This is a genomic window from Nonomuraea sp. 3-1Str (assembly GCF_031570565.1).
Classification (GTDB): domain Bacteria; phylum Actinomycetota; class Actinomycetes; order Streptosporangiales; family Streptosporangiaceae; genus Nonomuraea.
In genome coordinates this window covers 207,689-226,976 of sequence record NZ_JALHBK010000007.1, presented here as the reverse complement: position 1 = coordinate 226,976, position 19,288 = coordinate 207,689, and the positions used below count along the sequence as shown (strand labels likewise).

The 19,288-nt window shown below is 71.8% G+C and carries 18 protein-coding genes and 1 tRNA gene; 4 read left to right on the top strand and 15 right to left on the bottom strand.

From position 1 onward, the window contains the following. Nucleotides 1–3: 3 nt before the first annotated feature. The gene (locus MTP10_RS14610; protein WP_310709695.1) at nucleotides 4–3,051 is read right to left on the bottom strand and encodes a BTAD domain-containing putative transcriptional regulator; all 3,048 of its coding nucleotides are present in this window, start codon (nucleotides 3,049–3,051) and stop codon (nucleotides 4–6) included. A 63-nt stretch (nucleotides 3,052–3,114) separates the two neighbouring features. Between MTP10_RS14610 and MTP10_RS14605 the strand changes: the two genes are divergently transcribed. After that, complete coding sequence (locus MTP10_RS14605) at nucleotides 3,115–3,975, top strand: NAD(P)-binding domain-containing protein (protein WP_310709694.1); 861 nt, start codon at nucleotides 3,115–3,117, stop codon at nucleotides 3,973–3,975. A gap of 81 nt (nucleotides 3,976–4,056) precedes the next feature. On the opposite strand, the gene MTP10_RS14600 is transcribed toward MTP10_RS14605, so the two are convergent. After that, nucleotides 4,057–5,427, bottom strand: a complete 1,371-nt coding sequence (locus MTP10_RS14600) for a cystathionine beta-synthase (protein ID WP_310709693.1) — start codon at nucleotides 5,425–5,427, stop codon at nucleotides 4,057–4,059. Nucleotides 5,428–5,555: 128 nt separating this feature from the next. Here MTP10_RS14600 and MTP10_RS14595 point away from each other — a divergent pair, with 128 nt between their 5' ends. The 3 genes from MTP10_RS14595 to MTP10_RS14585 all read left to right on the top strand — a co-directional run bounded on the left by MTP10_RS14595 (nucleotide 5,556) and on the right by MTP10_RS14585 (nucleotide 9,296). Beyond that, a complete protein-coding gene (locus tag MTP10_RS14595) occupies nucleotides 5,556–6,539 on the top strand; it encodes an SGNH/GDSL hydrolase family protein (RefSeq protein ID WP_310709692.1) in 984 nt (327 codons plus the stop codon). Nucleotides 6,540–6,598: 59 nt separating this feature from the next. Then, a complete protein-coding gene (locus MTP10_RS14590) occupies nucleotides 6,599–7,966 on the top strand; it encodes a PQQ-binding-like beta-propeller repeat protein (protein ID WP_310709691.1) in 1,368 nt (455 codons plus the stop codon). Nucleotides 7,967–8,078: 112 nt separating this feature from the next. Beyond that, nucleotides 8,079–9,296, top strand: coding sequence for an acetyl-CoA C-acetyltransferase (locus tag MTP10_RS14585; RefSeq protein ID WP_310709690.1), 1,218 nt, complete (start codon nucleotides 8,079–8,081; stop codon nucleotides 9,294–9,296). A 51-nt stretch (nucleotides 9,297–9,347) separates the two neighbouring features. Here the strand turns inward: MTP10_RS14585 and MTP10_RS14580 are convergent, their stop codons facing one another. The 13 genes from MTP10_RS14580 to MTP10_RS14520 form a co-directional block, all read right to left on the bottom strand. Next, entirely contained in the window at nucleotides 9,348–9,758 is a 411-nt protein-coding gene (locus MTP10_RS14580) for a PPOX class F420-dependent oxidoreductase (protein ID WP_310709689.1), read from the bottom strand. Nucleotides 9,759–9,819: 61 nt separating this feature from the next. Beyond that, nucleotides 9,820–10,053 carry a DUF4287 domain-containing protein gene (locus tag MTP10_RS14575; RefSeq protein ID WP_310709768.1) on the bottom strand — a complete coding sequence of 78 codons (234 nt, stop codon included), beginning with the start codon at nucleotides 10,051–10,053 and terminating at the stop codon, nucleotides 9,820–9,822. A gap of 174 nt (nucleotides 10,054–10,227) precedes the next feature. Further along, nucleotides 10,228–11,025, bottom strand: a complete 798-nt coding sequence (locus MTP10_RS14570) for a Bax inhibitor-1/YccA family protein (protein WP_310709688.1) — start codon at nucleotides 11,023–11,025, stop codon at nucleotides 10,228–10,230. 169 nt (nucleotides 11,026–11,194) lie between these two features. Next, nucleotides 11,195–11,267 (bottom strand) — tRNA-Leu (locus MTP10_RS14565). A gap of 261 nt (nucleotides 11,268–11,528) precedes the next feature. Continuing rightward, a complete protein-coding gene (locus tag MTP10_RS14560; RefSeq protein WP_310709687.1) occupies nucleotides 11,529–12,041 on the bottom strand; it encodes an ACT domain-containing protein in 513 nt (170 codons plus the stop codon). Between the two features lie 82 nt (nucleotides 12,042–12,123). Continuing rightward, complete coding sequence (locus MTP10_RS14555; protein WP_310709686.1) at nucleotides 12,124–13,440, bottom strand: NAD(P)/FAD-dependent oxidoreductase; 1,317 nt, start codon at nucleotides 13,438–13,440, stop codon at nucleotides 12,124–12,126. Between the two features lie 92 nt (nucleotides 13,441–13,532). Further along, entirely contained in the window at nucleotides 13,533–14,327 is a 795-nt protein-coding gene (locus MTP10_RS14550; protein WP_310709685.1) for a uracil-DNA glycosylase, read from the bottom strand. An 18-nt stretch (nucleotides 14,328–14,345) separates the two neighbouring features. Next, nucleotides 14,346–15,320, bottom strand: a complete 975-nt coding sequence (locus tag MTP10_RS14545) for a hypothetical protein (protein WP_310709684.1) — start codon at nucleotides 15,318–15,320, stop codon at nucleotides 14,346–14,348. Next, on the bottom strand, nucleotides 15,317–15,643 hold the full coding sequence (locus MTP10_RS14540) for a PadR family transcriptional regulator (protein WP_310709683.1): 327 nt from the start codon (nucleotides 15,641–15,643) through the stop codon (nucleotides 15,317–15,319). The genes MTP10_RS14545 and MTP10_RS14540 overlap by 4 nt, the downstream gene beginning before the upstream one ends. Nucleotides 15,644–15,746: 103 nt before the next feature. Then, on the bottom strand, nucleotides 15,747–17,207 hold the full coding sequence (locus MTP10_RS14535; RefSeq protein ID WP_310709682.1) for a hypothetical protein: 1,461 nt from the start codon (nucleotides 17,205–17,207) through the stop codon (nucleotides 15,747–15,749). Between the two features lie 173 nt (nucleotides 17,208–17,380). Further along, entirely contained in the window at nucleotides 17,381–18,325 is a 945-nt protein-coding gene (locus MTP10_RS14530) for a Ppx/GppA phosphatase family protein (RefSeq protein ID WP_310709681.1), read from the bottom strand. Further along, complete coding sequence (locus tag MTP10_RS14525; protein WP_310709680.1) at nucleotides 18,316–18,840, bottom strand: DUF501 domain-containing protein; 525 nt, start codon at nucleotides 18,838–18,840, stop codon at nucleotides 18,316–18,318. Before MTP10_RS14525 ends, MTP10_RS14530 begins: the two co-directional genes overlap by 10 nt. Continuing rightward, nucleotides 18,827–19,249, bottom strand: a complete 423-nt coding sequence (locus MTP10_RS14520) for a septum formation initiator family protein (protein WP_310709679.1) — start codon at nucleotides 19,247–19,249, stop codon at nucleotides 18,827–18,829. The genes MTP10_RS14525 and MTP10_RS14520 overlap by 14 nt, the downstream gene beginning before the upstream one ends. Nucleotides 19,250–19,288 lie beyond the last annotated feature (39 nt).

Genomic DNA, 19,288 nt, shown 5'->3' with positions numbered 1-19,288 from the left:
CCGCTAGGCGTGGGCGTGCTCCCACGCGGTCTCACCGAGGGCCTCGTGGACCCGGGCGGCGATCCGGTCCACGTCGAGCCGCTCGGCGGCGGGCCGCGGCGTGCCCGCCTCCCGTCTCATGGCTGACGCCGCGTCCAGCAGGCGGGCCGCCTCGGCGTGGTCACCCGCGAGCGACACCGCGCCCGCCAGCCCCTCCAGGGCCAGGGCCACCGCCCGCGGGTCGCCGCTGGCCAGGGCCGCCTCGTGACCGGCCCGATGCCTGGCCAGCGCCGTCGCGGCGTCGCCGCGCTGCTCGGCGGCGAAGCCCAGCTCCGCCAGGACGAACGCGACGCCGGCCGTCCCGCGCACCTCCCGGAGCCAGTCGAGCCACGGCGTCAGCAGCGCCTCCGCCTCCGTGTACCGGCCCTGCCGCCTGGCGCTCATGGCCAGGCCGAGCACCGCGGACTCCTCGGCCGACTTGTACGACTGCGCCACGGCCAGCCGCCTGGCCCGCTCGTGGAGGTCGTCGGCGGTGGCGTAGTCGCCGGCCAGCAGCGCGATCCGCCCCAGCGCGGACAGCTTGAACGGCACCTCGAAGCCGAGCCGCTCGGCCAGGCGCAGCTCCTCCTCCCGCAGCCGTGCCGCCTCCGCGTAGTCGCCGCGTGTCTCGGCGTGCCGGTCGAGCGCGTCCATGGCCTCCATCCGGCCCCAGTCGTCGCCCAGCTCGGTGAACAGCGCGAGGCTGCGCTCCCCGTCGCGCCGCATCGCCTCCAGGTCGCACCGGACCTGGGCCAGCTTGGCGCGCAGGGAGAGCGTGGCGGCGACGCCCCACCGGTCGTCCAGCTCCTCGTACGCGGCCAGCGCCCGGTCGGCGGCGGCCCGGCGCTCCTCGTTGTCGCCGTACGCCCACTGGACGTGGGTGAGGAACCAGGAGGCGAGCGCCCGGCCGGAGGCGTCGAGGCCGGCCTGGCGGACGACCGGCGGCGTCTCGCCGCTGAGCAGCGTCATCCCGGCCAGCCACACGGACGCCACGGCCGCCTCACCGGACGCGCCCCCGGACCGACCGTCGTGGCGGGCGAGCGCGGCGGTCAGCGACCTGCGGGCCTCGCCCAGCCGGCCACGCAGGTACCAGTACCAGGACAGCGCGTTGACCAGGCGCAACGGCTCGGGTCCGGCCAGGGCGAGCCGGAGGTTGGCGGTTTCGAGGTCGAGCCGGTCCAGCCAGGCGAGCTGGCGCGGGCCGCGCAGCTCCGCCCGTACGGCCAGCTCCGTGTAGTGGCGCGCGTGCCGCTCCCTGATCGCGTCCAGCTCGCCGGCCTCGGCGAGCCGCTCGGCGCAGTAGGCGGCGACCGACTCCAGCAGCCGGTAGCGCGGCCCCGGCGTCACCACGACCAGCGACCGGTCCACGAGCCGCGCGACGGCGTCGAGCACGTCGACGCCGGGCTCGGCGCAGACATCCTCGGCGGCCTCCAGCGTGCAGCCGTCGGCGTGGACGGCCAGCCGGCGCAGGACGACCCGCTCCGGGGCGGTCAGCAGCTCCCAGCTCCAGTCGATGGCGGCCCGCAGCGTCCGCTGGCGGGCGGGGGCGTCGCGCATGCCCGCGCTGAGCAGCCTGAACCGGTCGTCGAGCCGCTCGGCCACGCCCTCGACGCCCAGCGCGCGCACCCGCGTCGCCGCCAGCTCCAGCGCGAGGGGGATGCCGTCGAGCCGGCGGCAGATGGTCGCGACGGCGGCGTCCGGCTCGACCCCGGCGCGGGCCGTGAACAGCCGCACGGCCTCGGGCTCGGGCAGCGGCGGCACGGGCAGCAGCCGCTCCCCCGTGACGTCCAGGGGCTCCTGGCTGGTGGCGAGGACGCGCAGACCGGGCGCGGCCTTCAGCAGCCGCGCCGCCAGGCCGGCGGCGTCCGCCACGACGTGCTCGCAGTTGTCGAGCACGAGCAGGGCCCGCTTTCCGGACAGTGCCCGCGCCAGCCTCGGGGCCAGCGGCTCCGCGCCGTCGTCGCGCACGCCCAGCACGGCCGCCACCGCCTCCGCCACGTCCGCGGCCCCCGCCAGCTCGACCAGCCACACGCCGTCCGGGAGATCCGTTCCGGCGAGGGCGCGGGCGGCCTCCAGGGCGAGGCGGGTCTTGCCCACGCCGCCCGGCCCGGGGAGCGTCACCAGGCGGCCCGCGGCGAGCAGGTCGCGTACGGCGGCCAGCTCGCCGTCCCGGCCCACGAGGTCGGTGAGAGGGGCGGGCAGGTTGGTCACAGGCTCCTTCGGAGTGGCCTGCCCTGGGCCCGCGATGGAGGCGGAAATGGGGACGGACAGGGCGGGGTCGTGGCGGAGGATCGCCTGGTGCAGCGCCGACAGCTCCGGCGACGGGTCCAGCCCCAGCTCCTCGGCCAGCAGCTCCCGCAGCTCCCCGTAGCTGGCCAGGGCCTCGCTCTGCCGGCCGCACCGGTAGAGGGCGAGGATGTGCAGCCCGCGCAGCCGTTCGCGCAGCGGGTGGAGCCTCACCAGGCCCGCCAGGTCGGCGTCGCCGCCGAGCGCCAGGCGGACCTCCGCCTGCTCTTCGAGCGCCGACAGCCGCGCCTCCTCCAGGCGCGCGATCTCCGGCCGCGCGAAGCCCGCGTCGGCGAACTCGGCGTAGGCCGGCCCGCGCCACAGCCCCAGCGCCTCGTCCAGCCGCGCCAGCCGTTCCCGCAACCAGGCGGTCCCCTCGTCCCCGCGCGGCCCGTCGGTGAGCCGCCGGAGCCCGGGACGGGCGGGAGGGCCGGCGAGGAGGGCGAGGAAGCGGGACGCGTCCGTGTCCGCCGGTGCGAGGCGGTAGCCGGCCGGCCCGTACGTGATCAGCCCCGGGTCGCCGAGCGCCCGCCGGAGCTGGGAGACCCGGGCCTGGAGCGTCCCGGCCGGGTTGCGCGGCGGCCGCTCGCCCCACAGGTCGTCGATGAGCCGGTCGGGCGGCACCGGGCCGCCTCCGTGCGCCAGGAGGTCGGCCAGCAGGGCGCGCACCTTCGGCTCGGCCACCCGGACCGGGCCGCCGTCCTGCGCCCACACCACGAGCGGGCCGAGCACTCCGAAACGCACCACGACAGTCCCAACCCGTAGTCGCCCCGAAGGAATTCCGTGGCGGCCCGGCGCAGGCTGGGCCGCATGACTGATGTGACAGTGATCGGCCTCGGGCCGATGGGTTCGACCATGGCGTCGACGTTCCTCGACGCCGGCCATGACGTGACGGTGTGGAACCGCACGGCGAGCAAGGCCGAGCCGCTGGTGGCGAGGGGGGCCAGGCTGGCCGCCTCCCCCGGTGACTCGGGCGAGCTGCTGGTGATCAGCCAGCTCGACTACCAGGCGATGTACGACAGCCTCGGCGACCTGAGGCTCGACGGGAAGGTGCTGGTGAACCTCAGCTCCGGCACCCCGGAGGAGTTGCGCGCCGCGGCGCGGTGGGTGACCGGGCGGGGCGGCGTCCTGGTGACGGCCGGGATCATGGTGCCGCCGCCCGGCATCGGCAGGCCCGGCTCGTACGTCTTCTACAGCGGCCCCCAGGAGGCCGTGGACCGGCACGCCGAGACGCTGGGAGCGCTCGGGGACGTCCACTACATGGGCGCCGACGAGGGCCTGGCGATGATGTTCTACCAGGCGCAGCTCCTGGTCTTCTGGTCCAGCCTGACCAGCTACATGCACGCCGTCGCGCTGCTCGGCACGGCCGGGGTGGAGCCGGCGCGCTTCCTGCCGTACGCCCGGGAGATGTTCACGCTGCTGGGCGGCGAGGGCCCGATGGGGTTCGCCAAGATCCTGGCCGAGGAGATCACGGCCGGGGTGTACCCGGGCGAGCTCAACAGCCTCCTCATGCAGGCCGTCGGCCTGGACCACGCCGTGCACGCGCTGCGTGACGCGGGGCTGGAGACCACGGTGCCCGGCGCGCTCAAGGAGCTCTTCGAGCGCGCCGTCGCCGAGGGGCGCGGCCACGAGGGCCTGGGCACCGTGTTCGAGTCGATCAGGAAGCCGTGACGGCCGTACCTGATCGGTCGGTGACCTGATCGGTCGGTGACCTGGTGGGCCGGTGACCGATCAGGTCAGTGGTCGGCTCGGTCAGTGGTTGGCGAGGAAGGCGAGCAGGTCCTGGCGGGTGATGAGCCCGGCCGGCTTGCCGTCTTCCAGCACCACGGCGGCGTCGGCCTTCTCCAGCGCCTCGACCGCCCGCGCCACCGGCTCGCCGCTGCCGAGCGTCGGCAGCGGCGCCGACATGTGCTCGGAGATCGAGTCGTCGGACGACAGCTTGCCGCGGTAGAGGGCGTCCAGCAGGTCACGCTCGACGATCGAGCCGACGACCTCGGCCGCCATGACCGGCGGCTCCTCCTTCATGACCGGGAGCTGCGAGACGGAGTACTCGCGCATGATCGAGATGGCCGTGCCGACCGACTCGTGCGGGTGCGCGTGCACGAACTCCGGCAGCCCGGCGCCCTTGCGGGCGAGCACGTCGCCCACCAGGCCCTCGTCGGAGGACTCGGTCAGGAACCCGTAGTCGGCCATCCAGTCGTCGTTGAAGATCTTGGACAGGTAGCCGCGGCCGCCGTCGGGCAGCAGCACGACCACCACGTCGTCGGGCCCCGCCTTGGCCGCCACCTGGAGCGCCGCGACCACGGCCATGCCGCACGAGCCGCCCACGAGCAGCCCCTCCTCGCGGGCGAGGCGGCGGGTCATGGTGAAGGAGTCCTTGTCGGAGACCGCGATGATCTCGTCGCAGATCTTCGTGTCGTACGTGGCGGGCCAGATGTCCTCGCCGACGCCCTCCACAAGGTACGGCCGGCCGGAACCGCCGGAGTAGACCGAGCCCTCCGGGTCGGCTCCGATGATCTTGACCTTGCCCCCGGAGATCTCCTTGAGGTAGCGGCCGGTGCCGCTGATCGTGCCCCCCGTGCCGATGCCGGCCACGAAGTGGGTGATCCTGCCCTCGGTCTGCTCCCACAGCTCGGGCCCGGTCGAGTGGTAGTGGGAGTCGGGGTTGTTGACGTTGGAGTACTGGTCGGGCTTCCAGGCGTTGGGGATCTCCCGCGCCAGCCGGTCGGACACCGAGTAGTACGACTCGGGGTGGTCGGGCGCGACGGCGGTCGGGCAGACCACCACCTCGGCGCCGTAGGCCCGCAGCACGGCGATCTTGTCCTGGGCCACCTTGTCCGGCACCACGAACAGGCACCGGTAGCCCTTCTGCTGGGCCACGATGGCCAGCCCGACCCCCGTGTTGCCCGAGGTCGGCTCGACGATGACGCCTCCGGGCCGCAGCTCGCCGGACGCCTCGGCGGCCTCGATCATGCGGACGGCGATCCGGTCCTTGACCGAGCCGCCGGGGTTGAAGTACTCGACCTTGGCGAGCACCTGGGCGGGCACCCCCGCGGAAACCTTGTGCAGCCTGACGAGCGGAGTGTTGCCCATGAGCTCGACCAGGGAATCGTGTACGCGCACCGAGGTGTTCACCTTCTTTGCAAAAGCTTGATCAGCTTGCCCGTCGCCGGGATCCCGTGGGGGTGGCGGGCGCTCGGCTAGTTTTCAAGCAAACGCTACCGCCGAGTTCGGATGAGGGGAGAACCCACATGGTCTGGGCAGCGGGGGTGGCGCGAGCCGCCCGGAAGATCGCCATCGCGGCGGCGTTCGGAGGCGGCGGTCTGACGGCCCTGGGGGCCACCGCGTACGGGCTGCTGATCGTGGAGAGCCTGGTGGCGCGCAAGGTGATCGGCCAGCCGCACGGCCTGGACGGGCTGCCCTCCGACGGCGTCTACGGCCCGTACACCGGCCCGCCGCTGCGGCTGGTGATGCTGGGCGACTCCACCTCCATCGGGCTCGGCGTGAGCTCGCCGGACAGGACTCCCGGTGTGCTGCTCGCCAACAGCCTGGCGCACGTGGCGGAGCGGCCGGTACGGCTGGACGTGCTCGGCAAGTCGGGCGCGCCGTCGGCCGCCCTGGTCGAGCAGGTGGACCGGGCCCTGCGCCTCGACCCGGACGTGGCGGTCATCTTCGTCGGCGCTAACGACGTGGTGACGCAGACGCCGCCGGCGATGGCCGTGCGCCACCTGGTCAAGGCGGTGCGGCGGCTGCGCGAGGCGGGCGCGGAGGTGGTCGTCGGCACCTGCCCGGATCTCGGCACCGTACGGCCCATCGCGCAGCCCCTGCGCTGGGTGACGAGGCGCTGGAGCCGGCAGCTCGCCGCCGCGCAGATGGTGGCGGTGGTGGACGCGGGCGGCCGTACGGTGGCGTTCGCCGACCTCCTGGGGCCGGAATTCGCTACAAATCCGGGCGAGATGTTCGGACCGGATCGTTTCCATCCATCTGACCGAGGTTACGCCTCGGCCGCTTACGCGGTGCTACCTTCTGTATGCACTGCGTTGGGGTTGTGGCCCGAGCCGCGACCCGCGCGTGGCGAAGGACTGCAACCGATTTACCTGGCGGCGGCCACGGCCGCGGAGGAGTCCGGCACCGAGGTTTCCGCGACCCGGGTCGCGGGGCGGGCGACGGGTCCCTATGGCAGATGGGTGACGTTGTTCCGCCGCCGCCCCGGCGAGATGGTCAACGACGCCTGACACCGGTCACTCTCCGCTCCGGGGCCGTCACCCCTCGTCCCCTTTGGAGTGGATGGCCCGTGCTCCGGCCTCTCGCGCAACCCGCCCTCGCCCTCTCCGGCGTCCTCGCCGTGACCACGGCCCTGGCCGGCTGCTCCGGCAGCGACGCGGCCACGGCGGCCTTCCCGGCCTGGCACGACACCCAGGCCAACGTCGTCAGCCGGATGGTCGCCGCCGGCGGGGTCGCCGCTGCCACCTCGATGAAGCCCGACGGCACGCTGGAGACCGTCGCCCTCGGCCTGTCCGACGGCAGGCGGCTGTGGGCGCACCCGGCCACCATGGCGGGCCGGCTGCCCGGCATGGGCGTCTCCGCACCGGCGCTCGTGGACTTCCCCGGGAAGGGCGGCGGGCGCGAGTCCGTGGTCGTGGCGCTCGACCCCGCCCACAAGGGCCACTGGACCTCCACGCTCGTCGCCCGCGACGCCCGCACCGGCGCGCAGCGGTGGACGCGGCCCATCCACTCCACGTTCGGCCCGCAGCGCTGCGGCCCGTACGTGTGCCTGGCGGAGAACACCGCGCTGTCGTCGGCCCGCGTGGTCGTGCTCGACCCGGCCACCGGCGCGCTCAAGTGGAAGCTGCCGGGCATCGCCGAGGTCGAGTGGTCCGACGACGAGCGGGTGCTCATGCTGCGGCTCGCCGCCGATCCGGTGATCGAGTCGTACGAGCTGAAGACCGGCAGGCCGCAGTGGCAGCAGCCGATCGAGCAGGCGCTCGGCCCGGGCATCGACCTGTCGGGCGGCTGGGCGTTCGGCGCGGCGGGGCCCGACCTGGTCGGCTACGTCGCCCCCTACACCAACCCGCGCACGAAGAAGATCTCCACGTTCGGCCTGTTCTCGGTGAAGATCGCGGACGGCACGGTCAACTGGATGCGGCCGTCGGTGGTCCGCGTCTACCCCAGCGGCAACCCCGGCTTCGCGCCGGTGGTGCGCCCGGTCGACCAGCGGGGCGGCTACGGCGGCTTCGCCCGGCTCGACGCCGGCACGGGGCGGGTGGTCGGCCAGATCAGCGCCGCCGAGGTGCCCGGCTCGGGCTGGTGGCTGGCCTTCCCCGACCGCCTGGAGAAGCTGGGCTTCCTCAAGCACGACGCCAAGGGCACCGTCTACGACCTCGCCACCGGCCGGCCCGTGCCGGTCGAGGAGGAGCACGGCTGGTCGTTCTGCGTCACCGACCCCAAGCCGCTGCCGCTGCGCGGCCAGCCGGCCGGGTTCTACTCGGTGGCGGCCCTGTGCGAGTACGACCTCGCGACGGGCAAGCGGACCTCCGGGACGCAGGCGCCGCCGTCGTGGTTCACCGGCAGCCAGAACGGCTGGCGGCTGTGGCGCGACGAGAAGGGCGGCATGCACGCCGTCAACGACAACACCGCCCCGGCACCCGGCATGTACGGCTGACGAACTTCGCAGGACGGTAAAAACAGCAGAGATCCCCACGGCCGACGGCATCTGGCTCCCCGACAGCGCTGGAATATAGTTCTGGTTAGAGTGCTGACAAAGGAGGGGCCACATGCCCGAGGCAGTCATCGTCGCCACCGCCCGCTCGCCCATCGGGCGTGCCTTCAAGGGGTCGCTCAAGGACCTCCGGCCCGACGACATCACGGTGCAGATGATCAGGGCGGCGCTGGCCAAGGTGCCGCAGCTCGACCCCGCGACCATCGACGACATCATGCTGGGCTGCGGCCTGCCCGGCGGCGAGCAGGGCTTCAACATGGCCCGCGTGGTCGCCGTCCTGCTCGGCCTGGACAACGTGCCCGGCACCACGATCACCCGCTACTGCTCCTCCTCGCTCCAGACCACGCGGATGGCCTTCCACGCCATCAAGGCGGGCGAGGGTGACGTGTTCGTCTCGGCGGGCGTGGAGATGGTGTCGCGGTTCGTCAAGGGCAACTCCGACTCGCTCCCGGAGACGCAGAACCCCGTCTTCGGCGACGCGGTGGCGCGGACGAAGGCGTTCGGCGAGGGCGGCCGCACCTGGCACGACCCGCGCGAGGACGGCCAGGTGCCCGACATCTACATCGCCATGGGCCAGACGGCCGAGAACCTCGCCCAGATCAAGGGCGTCACCCGCCGCGAGCAGGACGAGTTCGGCGTCCGCTCGCAGAACCTCGCCGAGAAGGCGCTGGCCGACGGCTTCTGGCAGAAGGACATCACCCCGGTGACGCTGCCCGACGGCACCGTGGTGAGCAAGGACGACGGGCCGCGGCCCGGCACCACCTACGAGGGCGTGGCCGGGCTCAAGCCGGCCTTCCGCCCCGACGGCACGGTGACCGCCGGCAACTGCTGCCCCCTCAACGACGGCGCCGCCGCGGTGATCATCATGAGCGACGTCAAGGCCGCCGAGCTGGGCATCACGCCGCTGGCCCGCATCGTCTCGACCGGCGTGACGGGCCTGTCGCCCGAGATCATGGGCCTGGGGCCGGTCGAGGCGTCGCGGCAGGCGCTGGCGCGCGCCGGGATGGCGATCGAGGACGTGGACCTCGTGGAGATCAACGAGGCGTTCGCGGCCCAGGTCATCCCGTCGTACCGGGACCTGGGGATCGACCTCGACCGGCTCAACGTCAACGGCGGCGCCATCGCGGTGGGACACCCGTTCGGCATGACCGGCGCCCGGATCACCTCCACGCTCGTCAACAGCCTCCAGCACCACGACAGGACGATCGGCCTGGAGACGATGTGCGTGGGCGGCGGCCAGGGCATGGCCATGGTCCTGGAGCGCCTCTCGTAGGGACGCGCGCCGGCCGCCCGGCACCGGGTGCCGGGCGGCCGGGAAAGCCGCTCAGCCGTGCACGTCAGGCCCGGCGCGGGTGGGCGTGATCCGGAGGACGACGCGGCGGTCGCGGATCATGGCCGCGCGGTAGTCGTCCCAGTCGGGATGCTCGCCGGAGATGTCCCGGTAGTAGGAGACCAGGTGGTCCATGGCCTCCGGCAGGCTGACGACCTCCGCGGTGCCGTCCACCTGCACCCAGTCGCCGAAGAAGGCGTCGGTGAACGCGCAGAGCGACACGTGCGGGTCGCGGCGGACGTTCCGTGTCTTGACCGCCGTCTCGCGCGTGCTGATCACGAGGTGCCCCTCGGCGTCCACGCCGACCGTCACCGGAGAGAGCTGCGGACGCCTGTCGGCGTGCCGGGTGTGGAGGACGGCGTGGTGCGCCCGCCGCAGGAAGTCTCGTGCCTTGTCCAGATCCATCCGTCCATGATGACGCGCCCGGACCGTAGGCACGGGCGCGTCGCTCTGGACTTGGGGCCCTCTAGATGAAGCCCATCCGGTTACGGCGGTGGCGCTCGTGCTCGTGGACGATGGCCGCGGCGTAGCCGTGTGTCAGCCCGTGCTCGTCGGCGAGCCAGTTGGCCCGCTCGTCACACCTGAGGAACGACGGGCCGTTGTCGATGGCTAGGAACCACTCGGGGAGTTCGCGTCCCGTTATCGATGGGACTCTGGCGATCAGCTTTGTCTGCGTCTCCGGTGAGTGGTTCAAGGACATGGGCACCTCCACGGAATAAGGTCCTTTGCTTGACACTGCAACACCTCTTCCGTGATCGCAACCCCCAAGTCGCCACCAGTTCGTTACGCGGGGTTCATCATTCAGCGACACAGAAGGGGCCCCGCCGGATCGGCGGAGCCCCTTCGACCGGCCGGACACCGCCGGCGCGGGTGGTCAGTCGCTGTTGGTGAAGTAGCTGATGAAGCGCAGCACCTCAAGGTAGATCCACACGAGGCTCAGCGTGAGGCCGAACGCGCACTGCCAGGCGAACTTCTCCGGAGCGCCCTCCCGGACGCCCTGCTCGATGGAGTCGAAGTCGAGCAGGAGGAAGAAGCAGCCCAGCAGGATCATCAGGAGGCTGAAGCCCCAGCCGAGCGGGCTGTCGGTGCGCAGGCCGAGGCCGCCGTCGTTGAAGATGCCGACCACGAGGTTGACCAGCACCAGGGCGAGGGCCGCGATACCCGCGGCGACGACGAACTTCACGAGCTTGGGCGTGACGCGCACGATCCGCAGCGCGTACACCGTCAGGACGGCGCCGAAGGCCAGTGCCGTGCCGAGGACCGCCTGGATCACGATGCCGGGGATGTACATCTCGAACACCCGGCTGATCGCGCCGAGGAACACGCCCTCGAAGAGCGCGTAGCCGAGGATCAGAGCGGGGTTGACGCTCTGCTTGAAGGACGCCACCAGGCCGAGGACCAGCGCGACGATGGCGGAGGCGACGGCCACGCCCGTCGGGACCTTGAAGTACCAGGCGGCGGCCGCGCCCACGACCAGCGTGCCGAGGGTCATGAACCCGCGGACCACGACGTCGTCGAGCGTCATCGTGCGGAAGGCGGGCCTGACGGGGGGAGCGTACGACGGGGAGTCGTTGTCGTACATGTTCTGCAACTGGCCGGGAGTCGGGGTGGGGACGCCCCACCCGGCTGACTGCTGTCGTGTCCTGCTGAAAACCGGGTTCTTGCTCTCCATCGCTGCCTCCTGTGCGCCGAGCCTATGGGACGGGTCGCCGCCTGGGTCGGCTCACGCTCAGATCTATGTAGTTTCGAGACTTCAACCAGGAGGGACAACGAACGTGCCATCCGGCGAGTTCCCGGGTCCGGTATCGCCGGAGAAACGCATTTCCCGTGGTAGACGCAGGTGCCCCCGGCGGGATTCGAACCCGCACGTCAACCCTTTTAAGGGGTTTGCCTCTGCCATTGGGCTACGGGGGCGCCGCAATCATACGAAACGGACCATGCTTCCGTTGAGCACAACTTCGCATCATGCGTCACAACTGTGAAGTGTGTGGTCAAGTGATAGAGCTCCTGACGTTGTGTCCAGGAAGGGCAGCCCCATCAAGTGGTCCCGTAGGTGCGGAATACCCCCGGCTAAGGAGGCATCGGCTTCGATGGTGACGGGATCTCTCGTTCCTCGCAAGCAGTGCAGGTGAGGGCATCGAAGGCCGGTGCCGCCGGGTGTTCCGGAGCGCCCGATCATGAGTGGGCCGGTTCGGCGGGGCGGAAGGTGATCTCGGAGCCGAGGCCGGATCCGACCTTCGCGAGATCGCGCGCGAGCGCGCCGGTGTCGACCGCGCGGGGCAGGTCGACGTCCGCGATGAGCACGTAGAGGCGCCCGGTCAGGCGGGTGCTCATGCCGGTGATGTTGCCGCCGACGGCGGCGAGGACGGCGCTGACGGCGGAGATGATCCCCGGCCGGTCGGGGCCGTGGAGGGTCAGCACGTGGCCGTGGCCGGTGGACACGCAGCCGAAGTGGCGGCGGGCCTCCACCGCGGCGGCGGTCACCACGAGGTCGGAGGTGCGCAGCCGTTCGGTGATCTCTTCGGCGCCGAGGCGGCCGGAGACCAGGAACATCATCGCGATGTGGCCGCCGAGCAGCGTCATCGTCGAATCGGTGATGTTGGCACCGCACTCGGCGAGCGAGCCGGTGATCGCGGCGATGACTCCGGGCCGGTCTATCCCGAGCACGGTCACCGCTGAGAGCGCCACCCGCGGGTCCCCTTTCAGTCGCCAGGTCGGGGGCGCCGGAACGCCCCGGCGCGTGGTGCACCGGGGCGCTGCCGTACTGGGCTCAGTGACGCATCGTCGCCACGGCGGCCCGGAACCCGTCACGCGGGTGCTCGACCTCGCCGAGCGAGATCGTCTCCCGCTTGAAGAACAACGCCAGGGTCCAGTCGACGACGACACGGACCTTGCGGTTCAGCGTCGGCACCCGCGACAGATGGTAGGTGCGGTGCATGAACCACGCAGGGAATCCGCGAAGCTTGACGCCGTAGACGTTCGCCACACCCTGGTGCAGGCCGAGACCGGCGACCGATCCCACATACTTGTGGCGGTAGTCGACCAGTTGCTCCCCGCGGAGGTGGCGGATGAGGTTGTCGGCGAGGACCTTCGCCTGCCGCACCGCGTGCTGGGCGTTGGGCGCGCAGTACTGGCCGGGGTTGGTGACGTCGGGCACTCCCGCGATGTCACCGGCGGCGAAGGCGTCCCTCGTGCCGGCGACGCTCAGCGCGGCGGTGGTCTTGATCCGGCCGCGCTCGTCGAGCGGGAGGTCGGTGGAGTTGACGACCACGCTGGGCTTGACGCCGGCGGTCCAGACGAGGGTGTCCGCCTCGAACTCCGCGCCGTCGGAGAGCACGACGTGGCCGTCGACGCACGACTCCAGGCGTGTGTCCAGCTTGACGTCGATGCCGCGCTCGCGCAGCTGCTCCAGCGTCCACTTGCCCATCTCGGGCCCGACCTCGGGCAGCACCCGGTTCGTGGCCTCGACCAGCACCCAGCGGATGTCGGCGGGGCTGATGTTGCGGTAGTAGCGGGTGGAGTCCTTGGCCATGTCCTCCAGCTCGGCCAGCGCCTCGACGCCCGCGAAGCCGGCGCCGACCACGACGAAGGTGAGCGCCCGGCGGCGCACCTCGGGGTCGTCGGTGGACTCGGCCACGTCGAGCAGGTGCAGGACGCGGTTGCGCAGCGCGATGGCCTCGCCGACGGTCTTGAAGCCGATGCCGATGTCGGTGAGCCCGGGGATCGGCAGCGTCCGGGAGATCGAGCCGGCGGCCATCACGATGACGTCGTAGGAGACCTTGCGCGCCTCGCCCTCGGCGGGCTGGAAGGTGACCACGCGGGCGGCGTGGTCCACCTCCGTCACCGTGCCGTTGAGGATCCGCGCCTTGGGCAGGACCCGGCGCAGGGGCGCGACCATGTGCCGCGGCGACAGGTTGCCCGCCGCCGCCTCGGGTAGGAACGGCTGGTAGGTCATGTAGGACTGGGGGTCGATGATCGTGATGCTCGCCTCGCCGTTGCGCAGCTCTCGGCCGAGCTTGCGCTGGAGGCGCAGAGCGGTGTAGAGGCCGACGTAACCGCCACCGACGATCAAGATGTGCTTGTTCATCCTGAGGCCCATCCCTCGCGGAGCTTGTGAATTCATTCACAAGCCTACGTCAAGTGGACCCGATAACTCCAATCCGTGAGCAATGCAACGCGTCACACTGAGAGCTCGCGAGCCCGGAGGAAGACGTCGTCGAGCATCTGTGCCGTCACGCGGCCGGTGAAGGTGTTCTGCTGGCTCGGGTGGTAGCAGCCGAGCAGCGTCACCGGCGTCCCCTCGTACGCGATCACCGCCTCGGCCCCGTGCCCGAACGGCGGCCTGACGCGCGGCAGGGTGTAGCCGGCCTCCCTCAGCGCGGGCCACCCGGCCTGCCAGGCGTAGCCGCCGAGCGCCACGACCACGCGCACGGACGGCGCGACCATGCCGATCTCCCGCGCCAGCCACGGGAAGCAGGCGGCCTTCTCCTCCGGCGTGGGCTTGTTGGCGGGCGGCGCGCACCGCACCGAGGCCACCACGCGGGTGCCGATCAGCCGCTGCCCGTCGCCCGCGTGCGTGCTCGTCCCGCGCGCGGCCAGGCCGCAGCGGTGCAGCGAGGCGAACAGCCAGTCGCCGCTGCGGTCGCCGGTGAAGATGCGGCCGGTCCGGTTGCCCCCGTGCGCGGCCGGGGCGAGGCCGGTGATGAGGATGCCCGGCTCCTCGTCCCCCCAGCCGGGGACCGGCCGCCCCCAGTACGTCTCGTCCGCGAACGCGCGCCGCCTCACCCGGGCGACCTCTTCACGCCACTCCACCAGGCGGGGACAGGCCCGGCAGACGGACTGCCGGGCCGTGAGCTCCGCGAGGGTGGGACTGGTGGCGGCGAGGCGGCGCACGTCCGCGGGGTCCTGGGCCACCGGGGTGTCAGCGGCCGCCGGGTCGCCGGGCCAGCCGGTGCCGGGAGGTACGAAGCTCATGCCTCCGATGGTGCCCGATCAGTGAGACCGCTTCGGCGTGGGCGTGGCGGTGGGCTTGCCGGGGGTCGGCTCTCCGGGGGTCGGTGCGACCGTTTCACTGGCCGTGACCTCGGGCTGCGCGGTCGGCATCGGCTGTGCCTGCGAGACGGAGGGGCACGGGGCCGAGCGCGTGACTCCGGGCTCCTCGGTGGTGGTCTCGTCGGCGACCAGCGGCAGGGGGTAGCGATTGAGGATGGGCTCGCCGCAGGAGCGGTCGACCGAGTAGCCGTAGCTCTCGGGATGGGTGATGACCGGGTTGCCGTCCTGGTCGTAGAGGTAGACGTCGGTCAGCGGCGTGCCGTCCTTGGCGTACGGCTTGATGTTGTAGACCTCGCCGTCCACCCCTGAGACGGTCTCCATCATGACCCGGTCCGACCCGATGGCCTCCAGCCTGTCACTCGAACTGGCGAGGTGCATGGCGACCGCGTACCCGGCCAGCAGCGCCACCCCGGTCACCACGTTGGCGGCCAGCGCCACCGGGCGCACCGCCCGGCCGCGGCCCCGCCTCCCGAGCCAGACCGAGGCCCAGACGGCCGCGGCCACGATCACCCAGTCGCCGGCGTTGTCCGGTGCGACGTGCTCGTCGGCGGCGAGGTTGGCCAGGAGCATGGCGAGCACGTAGCCGCGCAGCACCCACCAGCCCGGCCGTAAGTCGGGCAGGAAGCCCGCGAGAGCGCGGTAGGGCGCCTTCCGGAGCAGGAGGGCATGGAGATCCGCCGACCGCCGGCGAAGGTCCAGCCTGCGCCTCCGGCCGCTCGCCGGCCGGCCCCCGTAGGCGGCCGCGAGCTCCTCCGCGTACGCGGCGGGCGGTCCGAGCCGCTCCTCCAGCGTCGCGTCCGACTCGGCCGCGATCTCCGCCAGGTGGTCGTCCAGGTCCTCCAGCAACTCCTCCCGGTCCGGGTGGTCGGCCAGGGCATCCCGTACGGCCTGCGCGTACTCTGCGATGCTTGTCATGCGTGTCCCTCCTTGAGCAGGGATGCCATGGTGGCGGCGAACGAGCCCCAGATCCCGGCGTAGGAGGCGTACATCCGCCTGCCGGTGTCGTTCAGCCCGTAGTACTTGCGGTGCGGCCCCTCGTCGGAGGCCACCACGTAGGAGTTGAGCGCGCCCGCCTTGAAGAGCCTGCGGAGCGTGCCGTAGACCGAGGCGTCGCCCACCTCCTCCAGGCCGGCTTCGCGCAGCCGGCGCACGACGTCGTAGCCGTAACCGTCGCGCTCGGCGAGCACCGCGAGGACGGCCAGGTCGAGCACGCCCTTGAGGAGCTGGGTGCTATCCACGCGCTGCACACTACTGTGTTTTGCGCGGTACTACCAACAAGAAAAAACCGGATGGCGCCGCGGGGACGCCATCCGGCCTAGGTCAACCGGTGTGCCGAGCCGTTCAGCCGGCCACCGGCTTCGGGCAGACCGCCGAGAAGGCGGCGTTGCCCGAGGTGACGGAGGTCGGGCTCACGACCACGAGCTGGATGTTGCCCTTGGTCTCGGAGGCATTGTGCGTGCCACCGATGCCCCAGGTCACGTCCAGGCTGCCGTTCACCTCGCGGGTGAGCTCGCCGCCGTCCTTCTCGCCGTTGACCAGCCAGTAGTACTTGACGGTGGTCGCACCCGTGCTGGTGAGGGTGGCCTTGAAGTCCACGCCGGGGCCACGCTTGTCAGCGCACATGTCGTTGCGCTGGCCGGTCTGGGAGACCGCCGACACCGACACGGTGGGCTTGGGCGTCTCGCACGCGGCGTAGGACTGCGTGATCGAGTCGGTGCTGCCCGCCCCGGAGGCCGTCAGCGTGATCTTGCCGCCCTTGGTCGCGTCGCCGGCCAGTTCCCGGTCGGACAGCGTGACGGTGCGCGAGCCGGCGCCGGAGAAGTACGCGTAGTCGCTGTCCACGGCCTTGCCGTTGACCAGCCACGTGTACTCGACGCGGGCGCGGCCGGTGGAGCTCAGGGTGGCGTGGGCGCCGACCTTGCAACCGACGTTGTTCGTCGCGGTGACCAGGCTGGACACCGAGACGCGGGTGGCCGGGGCCTCGTCCTTGCACCAGACCTTGTAGTAGGCCCGGTTGGAGGAGGTGCGGTCCGGGCCGAGGATCTCCAGCTGCGCGTAGCCGCGCTGGCTCTCCCGCGGGGAGATGCCGAAGCCGACCGTCTTGCTGCTGTAGACCTTGGTGCGGCCGTAGTCGACGACCTTGCCGTTCAGGACCCAGCGGTACTTGACCCAGGTGGGGTCGCTGACCTTGATCCGGCCGGTGAAGTCGATCTTGTCACCGGGGGTGCAGGCGCCGACGTAGGAGCTCGGGCTCGCCCAGACGCGCGCCGAGACCTCCGGGCCCTGCTCCTCCTCGATGACGATCGGGCTCTGGCAGGAGACCGAGAAGTAGCCCTTCTTGGAGACCGCCTTGCGCGGGCCGAGGACCTGGACGGCCTCCCAGCCCTTGACGTTCTCCTTGAACGAGAGCTTCTCGCTGACCTTGACGTACTTGGCGCCGTGGCCCTTGAGCTTGATCGTCTCGATCTTGCCCTTGGAGCCGTCACCGTGGAGCCAGCGGTAGGCAAGCGTGGTCTTGCCCTTGACCGCGACCTTGATCTTGCTGGAGAAGGTCACGTTCACCGGACAGGAACCCTCGTAGTCGGCCTTCGAGGCCCTCGGCGTGGAGACCGAGACCTTGGGGGCGGACTTCGTGGCGGTCGCGGCGGCGGACAGACCCGCCGTACCGGCGGCGGGCGTCGCCGTCGCGACCGGGGTGGCGGCCTGGGCCGGGCTGGCGACCAGCGCCGCGACCATGCCCGCCAGCACGGTGGCGGAGGCGCCGAACGCCGCTGCCTTGCGTGCTAAGGGAGAGGACTTCATGTGAGAGTGCTCCATTCCGTGAGGGAAAAGACGCGCTCGGGAACGGTCGCCACGCCGGCATACCTATGCACGGCAATATGGCAAAGCCCCCGTTTTGCCCCTTTACCTAAGCACAAAACTGATTGCACGCTCAACACGAACGCGAAGATGAAATGTCCGGATTTAGCGGCGTTTCAGGCCAGCGACCAAGCAATTCCGTCCAGAATGTCGTGTTCGCTCACCACGACCTGGGCAAACGCAAAACGCCGGACGATCCGGTCGAGGATGAGCGCGCCCACGCCGATGACGTCGACACGGCCCGGATGCATCACCGGAATCGCGGCTCGCTCACCATGGGTCATCGCGAGCAGCCGCCGCGTCACCTCGTGAACCCGCTCGGCGCCGATACGGGAGTGATGGATGCGCGCCGGGTCGTACGCCGGCAGGTCCAGGGCGATGCCCGCGACGGTCGTCACCGACCCCGCCAGGCCCACCAGCGTGTGCGCCCGCTCCACCGGCACCGCGTCGGTCACCTTGTCGAGCGCGTCGTCGATGTCGGCCACCACGGCCTCCAGCGCCCGCGCCGACGGCGGGTCGCCGGCGTCGCGCAGGTGCCGCTCCGTGAGCCGCACGCAGCCGATGTCCACCGAGATCGCGGCCTCCGCGTGCGCGGAGCCGACGACGAACTCCGTCGAACCGCCGCCGATGTCCACCACCAGGTACGGAGGCATCGGCCCCTCGGGCACCTCGGTCTCGCGCGACAGATGCACCAGCCCCCTGGTCGCACCCGTGAACGACAGCTCCGCCTCCTCCGAGCCGGTCACGACCTCCGGGTCCACCCCGAAGATCTCCCGCACCCCGGCCGTGAACTCGTCGCGGTTGGCCGCGTCACGCGTCGCGCTCGTCGCCACGACCCTCGTGCGCTCGGCGCCGTGCCGGTCGATCAGCTCGCGGTAGCCGCGCATGGCGGCGAACGTGCGCTCCAGCGCGTCGGCGGCCAGCCGGCCGGTACGGTCGACGCCCTGCCCCAGGCGCACGATCTCCATCCGCCGCTCCACGTCCGTGAGCTTGTCGTCGGAGACGTCCGCGATGAGCAGGCGTACGGAATTGGTGCCGCAGTCGATGGCGGCTACACGCATGGTCCGTCACTCCACCAGTCGGGGAGGGCATCGAGCGCCTCCCTGCCGAACGGGTTGGTCCCGGGGACCGCCAGCTCGTGCGCGACGAGCGCGTGCAGGCACTTGACCCGCGACGGCATGCCCCCGGTGCTCTGCATGCCACGAGGAAGCGGCTCCATGCCCTCGTCCTCGGCCGCCTTGTCGCGCCTGGCGATGTAGTCGTCGTGCGCGGCCTGGTAGGCGGCGGCCAGCTCCGGGTCGTCGGCCAGGCGGGCCTGCATCTCCCGCATCAGGCCCGAACCCTCCAGCGTGCCGATCGCCGAGGCGGCCCGCGGGCAGGTCAGGTAGTACAGGGTCGGGAACGGCGAGCCGTCCGGCAGGCGCGGCGCGGTCTCCACCACGTCGGGGTTGCCGCACGGGCAGCGGTGCGCCACCCCGCGCGCTCCCCGGGGCGGCCTGCCGAGCTGCCGGCGCACCGCCTCCAGGTCCCGCTCGGCGACCCGGCCGGTGCCGGCCTCGTTCTCAGGGCTTTCCAACGCTCTCCTTCTCCCGTGTGCCCACCTGGTGGCCCGTGCCCGAGTCGGCCGCCTCGACGGACTGCCACAGCGTCTGGTACCACGGCGGCGGCGCGGCGGGCTGCTTGACCGTGGCCGGCGTCCTGCCCTCGTCGGCGTCCATCACCACGTAGCACTTCTCGCCCGCGCCGCAGTAGTGCAGCCGCTCCTTGGCCGTCCGCTTGATCCAGTTGGGGTCGCGGATCTGCTGGACCCGCGCCTCCAGCGTCCGCCGGTCCGCCTCGACCCGCGCCTTCTCCGCCTGCAACTGCGCGATGGCGCGGCGCTGGGCGATGTACTCGCGCACGGGGTAGGCCAGGCTCATCGCGATCGCGCACACCACGACCGCGAGAATGGCGGCCCGGCCGGTCAGCTGCGGTCTCTTCGCCATGCTCTGCGCACCCCCTCACGTCGCGCCCGCGCGGCGGGC